Source organism: Ralstonia pickettii, assembly GCF_000607165.1.
Lineage (GTDB): Bacteria > Pseudomonadota > Gammaproteobacteria > Burkholderiales > Burkholderiaceae > Ralstonia > Ralstonia holmesii.
The window spans coordinates 19285-32032 of the sequence record NZ_JFZG01000027.1 but is presented as its reverse complement, the minus strand read 5'-3'; the positions used below and the strand labels follow the sequence as shown (position 1 = coordinate 32032).

16 protein-coding genes are annotated in these 12748 nt (G+C 63.8%); 10 read left to right on the top strand and 6 right to left on the bottom strand.

Annotation, left to right across the window (positions count from 1 at the left end):
- Nucleotides 1–88: 88 nt before the first annotated feature.
- From BG83_RS0124565 to BG83_RS0124550, 4 genes are all read left to right on the top strand, one after another.
- Nucleotides 89–973, top strand: a complete 885-nt coding sequence (locus BG83_RS0124565) for an IclR family transcriptional regulator (RefSeq protein WP_024979239.1) — start codon at nt 89–91, stop codon at nt 971–973.
- Nucleotides 974–1087: 114 nt separating this feature from the next.
- Nucleotides 1088–2140, top strand: coding sequence for a branched-chain amino acid ABC transporter permease (locus tag BG83_RS0124560; protein ID WP_024979238.1), 1053 nt, complete (start codon nt 1088–1090; stop codon nt 2138–2140).
- A 4-nt stretch (nt 2141–2144) separates the two neighbouring features.
- The gene (locus BG83_RS0124555) at nt 2145–3971 is read left to right on the top strand and encodes an ABC transporter permease subunit (RefSeq protein ID WP_024979237.1); all 1827 of its coding nucleotides are present in this window, start codon (nt 2145–2147) and stop codon (nt 3969–3971) included.
- A gap of 11 nt (nt 3972–3982) precedes the next feature.
- Nucleotides 3983–4726 carry an ABC transporter ATP-binding protein gene (locus tag BG83_RS0124550; protein WP_024979236.1) on the top strand — a complete coding sequence of 248 codons (744 nt, stop codon included), beginning with the start codon at nt 3983–3985 and terminating at the stop codon, nt 4724–4726.
- An 18-nt stretch (nt 4727–4744) separates the two neighbouring features.
- Here BG83_RS0124550 and BG83_RS0124545 read toward each other — a convergent pair whose 3' ends face one another.
- Nucleotides 4745–5047, bottom strand: a complete 303-nt coding sequence (locus BG83_RS0124545) for a hypothetical protein (RefSeq protein WP_024979235.1) — start codon at nt 5045–5047, stop codon at nt 4745–4747.
- 104 nt (nt 5048–5151) lie between these two features.
- Nucleotides 5152–5661 carry a GNAT family N-acetyltransferase gene (locus tag BG83_RS0124540; protein ID WP_024979234.1) on the bottom strand — a complete coding sequence of 170 codons (510 nt, stop codon included), beginning with the start codon at nt 5659–5661 and terminating at the stop codon, nt 5152–5154.
- Between the two features lie 165 nt (nt 5662–5826).
- Here BG83_RS0124540 and BG83_RS0124535 point away from each other — a divergent pair, with 165 nt between their 5' ends.
- Nucleotides 5827–6699, top strand: a complete 873-nt coding sequence (locus BG83_RS0124535) for a D-amino-acid transaminase (RefSeq protein ID WP_024979233.1) — start codon at nt 5827–5829, stop codon at nt 6697–6699.
- Nucleotides 6700–6764: 65 nt separating this feature from the next.
- The gene (locus tag BG83_RS0124530) at nt 6765–7319 is read left to right on the top strand and encodes a surface-adhesin E family protein (protein ID WP_024979232.1); all 555 of its coding nucleotides are present in this window, start codon (nt 6765–6767) and stop codon (nt 7317–7319) included.
- A gap of 41 nt (nt 7320–7360) precedes the next feature.
- Here BG83_RS0124530 and BG83_RS0124525 read toward each other — a convergent pair whose 3' ends face one another.
- The 3 genes from BG83_RS0124525 to BG83_RS0124515 all read right to left on the bottom strand — a co-directional run bounded on the left by BG83_RS0124525 (nt 7361) and on the right by BG83_RS0124515 (nt 9713).
- Nucleotides 7361–7585 (bottom strand): hypothetical protein, encoded by a 225-nt coding sequence (locus BG83_RS0124525; protein WP_009239764.1) that lies wholly within the window; start codon nt 7583–7585, stop codon nt 7361–7363.
- Nucleotides 7586–7756: 171 nt separating this feature from the next.
- Nucleotides 7757–8707, bottom strand: coding sequence for an alpha/beta fold hydrolase (locus tag BG83_RS28075; protein WP_037032462.1), 951 nt, complete (start codon nt 8705–8707; stop codon nt 7757–7759).
- An 85-nt stretch (nt 8708–8792) separates the two neighbouring features.
- Nucleotides 8793–9713 (bottom strand): LysR family transcriptional regulator, encoded by a 921-nt coding sequence (locus BG83_RS0124515; protein ID WP_024979231.1) that lies wholly within the window; start codon nt 9711–9713, stop codon nt 8793–8795.
- A 106-nt stretch (nt 9714–9819) separates the two neighbouring features.
- Here BG83_RS0124515 and BG83_RS0124510 point away from each other — a divergent pair, with 106 nt between their 5' ends.
- The 3 genes from BG83_RS0124510 to BG83_RS0124500 all read left to right on the top strand — a co-directional run bounded on the left by BG83_RS0124510 (nt 9820) and on the right by BG83_RS0124500 (nt 11577).
- Nucleotides 9820–10071: a DUF2798 domain-containing protein gene (locus BG83_RS0124510; protein WP_024979230.1), complete on the top strand. Its 252-nt coding sequence runs from the start codon at nt 9820–9822 to the stop codon at nt 10069–10071.
- 418 nt (nt 10072–10489) lie between these two features.
- Nucleotides 10490–10957: a GNAT family N-acetyltransferase gene (locus BG83_RS0124505; protein WP_024979229.1), complete on the top strand. Its 468-nt coding sequence runs from the start codon at nt 10490–10492 to the stop codon at nt 10955–10957.
- Between the two features lie 143 nt (nt 10958–11100).
- Nucleotides 11101–11577 carry a DUF1348 family protein gene (locus BG83_RS0124500; protein ID WP_024979228.1) on the top strand — a complete coding sequence of 159 codons (477 nt, stop codon included), beginning with the start codon at nt 11101–11103 and terminating at the stop codon, nt 11575–11577.
- Nucleotides 11578–11626: 49 nt separating this feature from the next.
- Here the strand turns inward: BG83_RS0124500 and BG83_RS0124495 are convergent, their stop codons facing one another.
- Nucleotides 11627–11944, bottom strand: coding sequence for a helix-turn-helix transcriptional regulator (locus tag BG83_RS0124495; RefSeq protein ID WP_235193271.1), 318 nt, complete (start codon nt 11942–11944; stop codon nt 11627–11629).
- Nucleotides 11945–12117: 173 nt separating this feature from the next.
- Here BG83_RS0124495 and BG83_RS0124490 point away from each other — a divergent pair, with 173 nt between their 5' ends.
- Nucleotides 12118–12684 (top strand): TetR/AcrR family transcriptional regulator, encoded by a 567-nt coding sequence (locus BG83_RS0124490; RefSeq protein WP_024979226.1) that lies wholly within the window; start codon nt 12118–12120, stop codon nt 12682–12684.
- Nucleotides 12685–12748 lie beyond the last annotated feature (64 nt).

Sequence of the window (12748 nt, the reverse complement as noted above, 5' to 3'; positions counted from 1 at the left end):
AAAAATCAAAAACTGGCCGTCGAGGCGAAGCTGCGTGCTACGCTCGCAGCACTTTGTCGGCTCAGCCCAGCCAATGCGCCCCCAAGACATAGAGACTCCGGAAGTCGAAGACGACCTGCCACCCGATGGCGATGCTGAAGACGCGCGCGCAAACCGTGACCGTTCGGGCATCCAATCCATCGAAGTCGGCTCTCAATTGCTGGTGGCGCTGACGCGTGCCATGCGGGCGATGGCGCTGGGCGATCTGGCGCGTGCGGCGGGTATGCATCCGTCCAAGGCGCATCGCTATCTGGTGAGCCTGCAGCGCGTGGGCGCGGTCTCTCAAGACCCGCTGACCGGGCGTTACGAACTCGGCCCGTTTGCGCTGCGCCTGGGTTTGGCCAGCCTCAACCGCTCCGATGCCATTGTCCGCACGCGGCCGTTGCTTGCCGGTTTGCGAGACCAGACCGGCCACACCATTGGCATTGCCGTCTGGAGCGATCGTGGCCCGACCGTTGTGCATTGGGAGAAGGCCGGTGGTGCGCCTGGCGTGAACCTGCGTATTGGCGACGTCTTGCCGATGCTCAATTCCGCCACCGGCCGCCTGTTTGGCGCCTATCAACCGATGGAGCAGACGCTGCCGCTCGTTGAGCGCGAACTGCACGAGCGCGCCAGCGACGACCTGCCGGGCCTGCCGCGTTCGCTGACCGATTACTACCGTCTGTGTGAAGACGTCCGCACCGAAGGCGCATCGTGGGTCACGGGTAGCTTGCTGCCGGGCGTGAATGCCCTGTCGCTGCCGGTGTTTGGTGCGCGCGGGCAGCTTGTGCTGGTGCTGATCGCGCTGAACCTGCAACCGTTGTTCCACGCGCAGCGCGGTGGCGAGCTGGAGCACACGCTGCGCACGTTCGTGATGCGCCTGTCTGCCATGCTGCAGGCGCCCGCGGTCAGCCCCGCCAAGGCCAGCAACCGGCGGAGCAGGGCGACGCGTTAGGGTTGTCGCCAATTTCATCCTGTCGTAAGAAATTTACTATCTCGTAACTCGTGGCGCCCCCTCGCCCGGTTCACATCCGGCGCGAACTCCACGACTACAAGAACGAGGAGCTTCATGGACTTGTCGATTGCCGCCATCCTGGCGCAAGACGGCGTGACATCGGGCGCGATCTACGCGCTGCTGGCACTGGCGCTCGTGCTGGTGTTTTCCGTCACGCGCGTGATCTTCATCCCGCAGGGCGAATTCGTGGCGTACGGCGCGCTTACGCTGGCGGCCATCCAGGCCAACAAGGCGCCGCTCTCGGCCAGCATGCTGGTGACGCTGGGCGTGCTGACGTTCCTCGTCGAGATGGGCCGCACGCTGCTGCAACCCGAACTGCGCCTGCATGCGCTGCGCACAGGCGCGATCTATGCAGTCAAATACCTGGTCTTTCCGACTGCGGTGTACATCGCCGCCAGCATGCTCGCCCCGATGACGCTGCCCATGCTTGCGCAGGTCGCGTTGACATTGCTGATCGTCATTCCCATGGGCCCCATGATCTACCGCCTGGCCTACGAGCCATTGGCCGAAGCCAGCACCCTGGTGCTGCTGATCGTTTCAGTGGGTGTGCATTTTGCGATGGTGGGCCTCGGCCTTGTGATGTTCGGCGCGGAAGGCTCGCGCACGGATGCGTTTTCCGATGCGCGTTTTGACCTGGGTGCGCTCACCGTGTCGGGCCAGAGCCTCTGGGTGGTGGCTGTATCGGTGCTGATGATCGTGGCGCTGTACTTCTACTTTGGCCGTACGGTGTCGGGCAAGGCACTGCGTGCGACGGCGGTGAACCGGCTGGGTGCGCGGCTGGTCGGCATCGGGACCACGCAGGCGGGGCGCCTGGCGTTCACGCTGGCGGCGGCGCTTGGCGCCCTGTGCGGCATCCTGATCGCGCCGCTCACGACGGTCTACTACGAGTCCGGTTTCCTGATCGGCCTGAAGGGGTTTGTGGGCGCGATCGTGGGCGGTCTCGTGAGCTATCCGGTGGCTGCGCTGGGCGCGCTGCTGGTTGGGTTGCTGGAGTCGTATTCATCGTTCTGGGCGTCGGCGTTCAAGGAGGTGATCGTGTTCACGCTCATCCTTCCCGTGCTGCTGTGGCGATCGCTCACCACCAAGCATGTCGAGGAAGAGGAATAAGCCGATGAACACGCTGACCAAATCTTCCGAGGGCACGGCGCAGCGCAGCCGGCTTTCGCGCAATCGCGTGCTGACCGCCTTGTTTGTGGTTGTGCTCGCGTTGATTCCCATCGTGCCCACGCCCGAGTTCTGGATCACGCTGCTGAACTACATCGGGCTCTATAGCCTCGTCGCGCTGGGGCTGGTGCTGCTGACGGGGGTGGGCGGTCTGACCTCGTTCGGGCAGGCGGCGTTCGTTGGGCTCGGTGCATATAGCACCGCCTATCTGACGACGCAGTACGGTGTGTCGCCGTGGATCGGCTTGCTGGCCGGGCTGGTGATCACAGTGGTCAGTGCATATGTGATCGGCCTGATCACGATGCGCATGTCGGGCCACTACCTGCCGCTGGCGACGATTGCGTGGGGGCTGTCGTTGTTTTTCCTGTTCGGCAACCTCGAATTCCTGGGCAAGTACGACGGGCTGAACGGTATTCCGGTGCTAAACGTGCTCGGTAAGTCGTTGCAGACCGGCCGCGAGATGTTCTACCTGATCTGGGCCGTCGTTGTCGTGGCGGTGCTGGCGGTGCAGAACCTGCTGAATTCGCGCCCGGGCCGCGCCATCCGCGCACTCAAGGGCGGCGGCACGATGGCCGAAGCCATGGGCGTGAATACGGCGTGGATGAAGGTGGTGATCTTCGTGTTTGCGGCGGTGCTGGCCTGCATTTCGGGCTTTCTCTATGCGCATCTGCAGCGCGCGGTGAACCCGACGCCCTTCGGCCTGAACTACGGCATCGAATACCTGTTCATGGCGGTGGTCGGTGGCGTGGGCCACGTGTGGGGCGCGGTGCTTGGCGCGGGTTTGCTGACCATCCTGAAAGACAGCCTGCAGAGCATTCTGCCGAAGCTGCTGGGCTCCAACGGCAACTTCGAGATTATCGTGTTCGGCGTGCTGCTGGTGCTGTTGCTGCAGTACGCGCGCGATGGCGTATGGCCGTTCATCCGCAAGCTGTTTCCCTCTGCGCCGACAGCGCGTGCGCCCGACGAAGCGCCGGCGCTGAAGCAGCGCGAGAAGCCCCAAGCCGGTGAGCTGATTCTCGACGTACGCGCCGCGCGCAAAGAGTTTGGCGGCCTTGTTGCCGTGAATGACGTCAGCTTTCAAGTGAAAGCCGGCGAGATCATCGGCCTGATCGGCCCCAACGGCGCGGGCAAGTCGACCACCTTCAACCTCGTGACAGGCGTGCTGCCGGTCACGCGCGGTGAGGTGCTCTACCGTGGCGAGCACATCAGCGGCATGCCTTCGCGCGAGATCGTCAAACGCGGCATCGGCCGTACCTTCCAGCATGTGCAATTGCTGTCGGGCATGACCGTCTTGGAAAACGTAGCGCTGGGCGCCCACCTGCGCGGCGACTTCGCGGCGCAGGGCGGCGTGCTTGCGAGCGTAGTGCGCATGAACCAAGCCGAAGAGCAGAAGCTGTTGTTTGAAGCGCGCCGCCAACTGGAACGCGTGGGTCTGGCCGATTGCATGTATCAGGAAGCCGGCAGTCTGGCACTGGGCCAGCAACGCATTCTGGAAATCGCCCGTGCGCTGTGCTGCGATCCGGCGCTGCTGCTGTTGGACGAGCCCGCCGCGGGGCTGCGCTACAAGGAAAAGCAGGCGCTTGCAGCGCTGCTCATCAAGTTGAAAGCCGAAGGCATGAGCGTGCTGCTGGTCGAGCACGACATGGACTTCGTCATGAACCTCACCGATCGGCTGGTCGTCATGGAATTCGGCACCAAGATCGCCGAAGGGCTGCCGCAGGAAGTGCAGCAGAACCCGGCCGTGCTGGAAGCCTACCTGGGCGGCGTGGAATAAGGAGAACGCGCATGTCGATCATCCTGGAAGTGAAGGACCTGCACGTCCGCTACGGCAAGGTGGAGGCGCTGCATGGCGCCAACCTGAAGGTGGGAGCGGGCCAGATCGTGACCGTCATCGGCCCGAACGGCGCGGGCAAATCGACGATGCTGGGCGCCATCATGGGCGCGCTGCCGACCACCGGGTCGGCCAGCGGCGTGGTCTCGTACCTCGGTCACAACCTGACTGGTCTGCCGGTGGAAAAGCGCGTGGCACGCGGCATGTGCCTGGTGCCGGAAAAGCGCGAGCTGTTTGCCACCATGAGCGTGGAAGACAACCTCGTGCTCGGCGCGTACCGCCGCAAGCGGGCGGGTGAGCGCAACTACCTCGATCAGATGGAGGTGGTGTACGACCTGTTCCCGCGCCTGAAAGAGCGTCGTGCGCAGGAAGCCGGCACGCTTTCCGGCGGCGAGCGCCAGATGCTTGCCGTGGGCCGCGCGTTGATGGCCAAGCCCCAGTTGCTGATGCTGGATGAGCCGAGCCTGGGCCTCGCGCCGCTCATCGTCAAAGAGATCTTCCACATCATCAGCGACCTGCGCAAAACCGGCGTGGCGACGTTGCTGATCGAGCAGAACGCACGCGCCGCGCTGCAGGTGGCTGACTACGGTTATGTACTGGAAACGGGCGACATGACCCTCGAAGGCCCGGCGCACGAGTTGGCTGTCAACCCGCGCGTGATCGAAACCTACCTGGGATTGGCGAAGAAGGCCGCTTGAGCGCGGCCGTGCGCAGGATCAATCGTCGTCGTCGTGACGATGGTGCCTGCGCCATTCACGCTCACGCCAGCGCTGTTCGCGCCATTGGCGTTCCTGCCATTCGCGGCCGCGGCCATCGTCGTAGTAGCCGGGTGCAACGATGACCGGCTGCGGCGCGACATAGACCGGTGGCGGCGCATAGTAGGCCGGCGGCGCGGGCTCGACATAAACGGGTGCGACAGGCACGCCGATTCCAATATCGACATTGACGTGGGCCAGGGCCGCCTGCGACGACAGCGCCGCAGCGGCTGCCAGCACGTACAGCGCGAAGTTCTTATGCATGTGGGAATTCCTCTAGACACTGCACTGTAGTTGAACGGGGCGCGCGCAGTCTTACAGAAGATATACGGATGTTGCAAATTGTAACGGAGTGACGCGATGGCCGCTCACGGCAATGCGCGTTCCATCAATTCAGCATCCTCGCCGTAGATGGCGAGCAGGGCTCCCAACGCGGCGCTATCCATGTCGACGGACTGATAACCAAGGCGGCGCCAGAAGCCATCCGCGCCTTGCACCGCCACCAGCCGGGATCGGCCCAGGCCTTGTGACTGGGCGCTGGCAGATGCCATGGCGTAAAGCCGCTCGCCCAAACGCTGGCCGCGGCGCTCCGGCGCGATAGCCATGTCGTGCACGAACCAGAGAACATCGGTTGCATCCGTGTCGGGCAGCGGCACGTGCAATTTGGGCGGCGTCCATGCGTGCCACGCATGCGAGAGCAGGTACCCCACCACTTCAGACCCACGCAGTGCGACCAAGCACATGGCCGGACTGCGCGCCCAGCGGCTGGCGAGCGCATCGCCCGGTTCCAGGAACCCGTCGCCGTAGCACGCCTGCTGTACGGCCAGGATGCCGGGCAGGTCGTCTGCAACGATCGGGCGGATGGCGAGTTCGGACATGGGCGCGCAATTGGCAAAAAAACGGCAGAGTTTACCGGACGTGTCCCGCGCATCATGCTGTTTTCGCATAACGTGGGCACATATCGGTATTCGCGGCATGGCGCACGTATCCTGTAGATTCGTTGGCAGGGCAGTCCCGCCCGCACCTGAATTCCTTCTCCCAGCATGTCCCGAATCATCTTCCTGAACGGCCAATACGTGCCGGCCGCCGAAGCCACCGTCTCTGTCATGGATCGTGGCTTCACCTTTGCCGATGGCATCTACGAAGTGACCGCCGTGGCGCGCGGCAAGCTCGTCGACAACGACGCGCACCTCGCCCGCCTGACCCGCTCGCTGTCCGAGATCGGCATCGACAACCCGTACACGGCCGCCGAATGGACGCGCGTTTGCGAAGCGTTGGTCGCGCGCAATGGGCTGGACGAGGGCGTGGTCTACATGCAGGTTACGCGCGGTGTGGCCGAGCGCGATTTCGGCATCCCGGCAGACATTACACCGACGTCTGTGGCGTTCACGCAGGTCAAGTCCATTGTCAACAGCCCGCTCGCAAAGAAGGGCGCAACCGTGGTGACGGTGCCCGACCTGCGCTGGAAGCGTTGCGACATCAAGAGCGTGGGCCTGTTGCCGCAGGTGATGGCCAAGCAGATCGCTGCCCGCGCCGGCGCGCACGAAGCCTGGATGACCGATGGCGACCGCGTGACCGAAGGCGCGTCGTCTACCGCGTTCATCATCACCGCCGATAAACGCTTGATTACGCGTCCGCTGTCGAACGCCGTGCTGCCGGGCATCACGCGCGTGTCGATCCTGGCGCTGGCGCGCGAACATGGCCTGACGCTGGAGGAGCGCACCTTTACCGTGGCCGAAGCCCAGCAAGCGGCCGAAGCGTTCTACACGAGCGCGTCGACGTTCGTGATGCCGGTGGTGTCCATCGACGGCGTGCAGATCGGCAACGGCCAGCCGGGCCCGCTCACGCAGGCTCTGCGCACCTTGTATCTGCGCTTTGCCGGCGTGGACGTTGCCGAGCCCGTTGGCCAGATGTGATGTAAGCGGTTGCGCCATCGCGGTAGAATCGCCCGCTAAGTTTTTGTAGCAAGGCGAGATATCCCATGAAAACAGGAGGCTGGCGCTGGCAAAGCGCCATCGCGGCGACCGTTCTGGTGGCCGCGCAGTGGGCAGCGATGCCCGTATCCGCACAAACCGTGTCTGCGTCGGCGGCTGTGCCGACAGCGTCCGCGCAAGCCGTTACGGGCGGTGCGGCACCCGCGGTCGAATCGGCGAGCACCGATTCCCGCTGGCGCCGGTTCGAGAGCATCAACGGCATCGTTTCGTATATCGATCGGCAATCGGTCAAGCCAGAGCCAAGCGCTGAGGCGGAAGCCGACTCGCATACCGTGCACTTCAGGCTGCTGCGCAACGTGCTGCCCGACTTTACGATCAAAACGGCAGATGGCCAGCCGATCCGCTCTTCGGTCAAGCAGGTGGTGCTCGATTGCGCGCGACATAGCTACACGGTGATTGCGCAAACGCTCTATCGCGCGCGCAATGCCAGCGGCAAGCCGCTTTACCAGATCCACTACGGCGACGAGGCGCAAAGCCGCTCGCTGCGCGAAGGCAGCGTGTTCGAATGGATTGCCGGCCGCTTTTGCGGGGCAGGCCGTTAACGCAGTCTCTGCAAGGGCGGCTTAGACGCCGCCCGGCGTCTTCAGATCGGCGCCGCTTCCCGGCTGTCGCTTCCGTTCTCGCTTTCTTCGCGGCCTCGCGCGTAAGGCTGCCGCTCCTGCTCAAGCTCCGGATATCGGCGTGAAGCGAAACCCATGGCGGCTTCGTACGAGCCAAACTGGTTGGATTCGGCCGCTACACCGTCGTTGACCAGGATTGCGTACCACTTCCCGTAGAGCGGGCCGTACACCACGACCTTGCTTTTCATTGTCTTGTCCCTGTTTCTTGTATCGATGGCCGGCGACGCGGTTTGCGCGAAGCGGCGGCTCGAGCCGTCCGGGCACCAGGTCATGGCGCGCCGTCAGCGTTGTGGCGGACGATGATTACAGTGTGTTACACGCGCGTCAACGTTTGCGTTGGGCGCAATGCTCTAGTTGCGTCAGGTCGTTGCCAGCGTGCCGGCCACGCGGGCCTGCCGCAATTCGGCGGGCTCGTGGCCGGATTCGACATAGTCGGCAAAGCGGCGGATGCGGTCCGCAACCCAGTCGGGGCGACGCAAGGGCAGCCAGTGACCGGCGTCGACCTCGTGGCGCCAGTAGTGCGACACCCAGGCTTCAACCGCGCGCGTAACGGCGGGGCTGACGTAGCGGTCGCGCGTTGGCACGATCAGTTGCACGGGCGCATGCGGTGCACGTGCCCGGGGGCGAGCGAGACGGTCGCGAAAATTTGCGCGATACATACGCACGCCGTTGCAGGCATCGCGCACGAGCGTCGGTCGCTGGGCCTCGATGCGAATGCCTTCCGTCCTGTGCAGCCACCACGGCCAGGCGCGCGCCACCCATAGCCGCCACGACCATTCCGGCACCAGCGGCAGGTGGAAATATCCCACGTACCACGATTGCAGCCGCTGCTGCCACACCGCGCGCTTGGCCGTCCATGTGCCGGCATCGAGCTGTGTGCGCATCCAGTGGCCGACGTGGTCCAGGCATGGGCCCGAGATCGACGTGTACGACGCGATGCGCCCGCGCAGCCGGTCGGTCGTTACCGATTCCCAGCTATGGATGGAGCCCCAGTCGTGCCCGACCAGATGGAAGCGCTCCCCGGGCAGCAGCGCATCGGCCACGGCGGCAAGGTCGTCGACAAATTGGGGGATGCGGTAACCGCTGGTATCTGCCGGGGCGTCTGACAGCCCGGCACCGCGCACGTCGAAGGTAAGCACGCGGCGATCGCGCGCCAGGGTATCGCGCACGCCGTGCCAGACGGAACTGTCGTCCGGATAGCCATGCACGAGAACCACGGCGGGGCGCTGCCGCGCGGAACCGTCGGCGGGCTGTGTCATGCGGGCATGCAGACGAATGTTGCCGGAGCGCACCACGTGGCTGCTGTGCATCGGGCCTCCAGTGAAAACGGCGTGATGGAATGCTTGCAGCCTACGGGGTGATCGGGCGGTGCGACAACGCGTGTTTTTACCCGTTTCAAGCAGCGTGGGAGGCACTCGGCGCGGCGTCGGCCTGCAGCAAGGGCGCAGCCGCGGCGAAGGCCGCCAGATGCTCCAGCAACGTACGCACCTTACGTGGCAACTGCTGCTGCGGCCACACCGCGTAGATGGGCCGCTGCGGTGTACCCCATTCGGGCAGCAGGCGCACCAGCCTGCCTGCCTCCAGCGCCTGATGGCAGAGCGTGCGCGGACAGTACAGCAGACCGAGGCCCGTTTCGGCCAGCGTCACGCCCAGTTCAATGTCGTTCAGGTCGCAGCGGCCGTGAGGCTGCAGTTCGATGGTTTCCGCGCCATCTGGCGAGATGAAGCGCCATGTCGAGAGCGGCGACGACACCAACAATCGATGTGCCTGAAGTTCATCTGGATGTGTCGGGGCACCATGCTCGGCCACATAGGCAGGCGACGCCACCAGCACCATCCCGATGACACCCAGCCGGCGCTGCCGCAGCTTCGGGTCGTCCTGCTGGCCGACGCGGATGGCCAGATCGGCGCCATGTCGCCACACGTCTTCATTGCGGTTGCTCAGCGATAGCTCCAGCCGGATCTCCGGCCACGTCGCCATGAAGCTGGCATACGCGGGTGCGAGCAGCCCGCGCGACAGGTTCAGCGGTGCGAGCACGCGCAGGGTGCCCTTCACCTGATTGAGGTCGTCGTCGAGCGTGGCCGTGGTTTGCGCAAGCGCGGTCAGCAGCGGGCGGCATTGCTCGTAGTACAGCTGGCCTTCCGGCGTTGGTTTCAGGCTGCGGGCGCTGCGCAGCAGAAGCTGGCAACCCAGTGCTGTCTCCAGCTTCTGCAGGCGCCGCGTCAGCGTGGCGGGCGGCAGGTTGGCGTGACGGGCCGCGGCCTGCAGGCTGCCGTGGTCCACGATGGAAACAAAGAGGGCTAGGTCGTCGAGCATGATTCCATTTTCGGAATTTAAGTTTCAATAAACGTCTATAGTTTCTTGAAACGCGGTTGTCTAGCATACCGTCAATCACATTTGATGGCTTGCAAGGAGAACCGCCATGTCGATGCCCGTTTCCACTCCCACCCGTCTTCGTGTCATTTTTGCCTGGCTGATGTCCGGCCTGATGTCGTTGTTGATGACCGGCTGGATCGGCTGGATCAACGCCGGTATCAGCCCTGACTTTCTCGCCCGCTGGGCGCATGCGTTCGTGCTGGCCTGGCCGGCGGCCTTCACCATCGTGCTGATTGCGGCACCGACGGTGCAGCGGCTGACGCAGCGTCTGGTGTTGCCCAATCCCGCGCAACCCTGAAAAGAAAACAGCCCACCGGGAGGACGGTGGGCTGCAAGGTTGACAGCAGGAAAGACCGATTGAAACGGACGCCGGACTGACATCCCGTAGAGCCCGGCGATATGGCTGGTACAACACCCGACCCTTATCGTGGTGACGCTGATGTGCGTGGAGATCGCACTGCCCGATACCGGGTCGTTACCGGGCCATGGAGCGCACTTTAGTGGGTCGAGGCTTTCAGCAAACTTTCTTCCGGCAATGACTTGTCTCCGGACAATCCCTAGGGTCGGGGCGCTGCACACGCGCTGTTGATGGCGTGCGCCGCACATGGCAGCCGATGGTGCACGGCGCCACGAGTTAAGCGAACGGTAGGAAAGCCGGCTGCACGCATGGCGCCCGGCTGGCAGAATGCGCGAGCGTGCCACCCATTCAGCCAACCATGTCCGCACCTTCCGACCTCCTGATTCGTCCCATCCACCAAGACGACTTCACTGCCTGGAAACCCCTCTGGGATGGCTACAACGCCTTTTACGGCCGCGCGGGCGAAACAGCCTTGCCCGACATCGTCACGCAGACCACATGGCAGCGTTTTTTTGACGAGGCCGAGCCGGTCTATGCCATGGTTGCCGAGCGGGAGGGCACGTTGCTCGGCATCGTGCATTTCCTACTCCACCGCAGTACCACACAAGTGCAGATGAACTGCTATCTGCAAGACCTTTTCACCGCCGAAGCCGCACGCGGGCAGGGCGTCGGTCGCGCGCTTATCGAGGCGGTCTATCGCCGCGCCGCAGAGGCGGGCCTGCCGCGCGTCTATTGGCAGACCCACGAAACGAACACCACGGCGATGAAGCTTTACGACACCGTGGCTGAGAAATCCGGCTTCGTCGTTTATCGCAAATTTCTGTAGGCCTGCGGTGCGGGAATCGTGCGTTCGCGAAACTCCCCGTGCATTCCTGGTATCGGCGCGGCAGTCGGTTGGGCAGACTGTGTGCGTGCTGCTGCGTTGTTAGCGTGGTGGCCTCCACTGTTGCCATTGCAAAGGAGTTGCCGATGTCTGCCAATGAGACCCGCCCGCCGGTTCCGCCGTTCACCCTCGAATCTGCCACCGAAAAGGTGCGTCTGGCCGAAGACGGCTGGAACAGCCGCAACCCAGAGCGCGTCGCGCTCGCCTACACGCCGGATAGCGAGTGGCGCAACCGCGCCGAGTTCGTCAATGGGCGCGAACAGATCGTCGAGTTCCTCACTCGCAAGTGGCGTAAGGAACTCGACTACCGGCTGATCAAGGAACTGTGGGCGTTTGGCGGCAACCGCATCGCCGTGCGCTTTGCGTATGAGTGGCACGATGATTCCGGCAACTGGTTCCGCTCGTACGGCAACGAGAATTGGGAATTCGACGCACACGGCGTGATGCAACGCCGTTATGCCTGCATCAATGACCTGCCGATCAAGGCGGATGAGCGCAAGTTCTTCTGGCCGCTTGGGCGTCGCCCGGATGATCACCCGGGGCTGTCTGCGCTGGGTTTGTGACGCGGTCGGCCAAAAAGAGGCGCCCCGGTCTTGGCCGGGCGCTGTGCATTCAGCCATGCAGTTGGTCAAGCGCGCGTCGTCGCCAGGTCGACGGGCTATCGCCCGCGAGCCGCTTGAATACCGTCGAGAAATGCGCCTGGCTGTGAAAGCCGACCTCCAGCGCAATCTCGACCACCGTAGCATCCAGTCTCATCAGCAAGGTCTTGGCGCGCTCGATGCGCCGATGCAAAAGATACGCGTGCGGGCGCACGCCCATAGCGGCGCGGAACTGGGCAGCAAAGTGCATGCGCGTCAGGCCGGTCGCGCGAGCAACGTCTTCCAGCCGAACCGGGCCGCCCAGATTCTCTTCGATATAAGTCGTTGCCAATCGCAGGCGCCACAGCGGCAGCGGCGATAGCGTGGCCCGAGCTGGGCGGCAATTATCGGGAGCAGTGGTGCAAACGGAAGTCACGGCTTTATGAGACAAGTCTGTCTACATGATTGAGTAGACAGGTCTGTCTGTCAAGGCCATACTGGACCATTGCCTTCACGTTCATCGACATGGCCAAGACTGCCGAAACCCTCTCCGCCCGCGAGCGCATCATGGAAACCGCCGAGCGGCTGTTCCTGCAGGAAGGTTTTCGTGCCACCGGTATCGACCGAATCATCGCCGAGTCTGGCGTGGCAAAGATGTCGCTGTACCGGCATTTCCCGTCAAAGAGCGATTTGATCGCAGCCTTCCTGGATGCACGGCACGAACGGTGGATGGCTTGGTTTCGTGAGGCAACGGAAGCGCGCCTTGCCAAGCGTGCTGACCTCGACGTGCTGGCGGACGTGTTGGCCACCTGGTTCGACACCGAAACCTACCGAGGTTGCGCGTTCATCAACCTCGTTGCCGAATCTGGTGCGGAAACCGGGGACGCGCAGTTGGTAGAAAAGGCTGTCCTGCATAAGGCCGAGCTGGCGACGTATCTGGCGGAGCTGGCGAAGCGTCTTGGCTATCCACGCCCGAAGGCCATTGCCGAAGAAGCGCTGCTGTGCGTGGAGGGGATGATCGTGCGCTACCAGATGACCGGGCAGCGCTCGGTTGTCGATGCGGGCAGGCGTCTGCTGGCGCGGCTGCGCTAAGTCGGCGCCCCAAGCTTTTGTCGGCTGCCTGGCCGACGTGTGACGCAGCCTTCCTTTTTGGAAA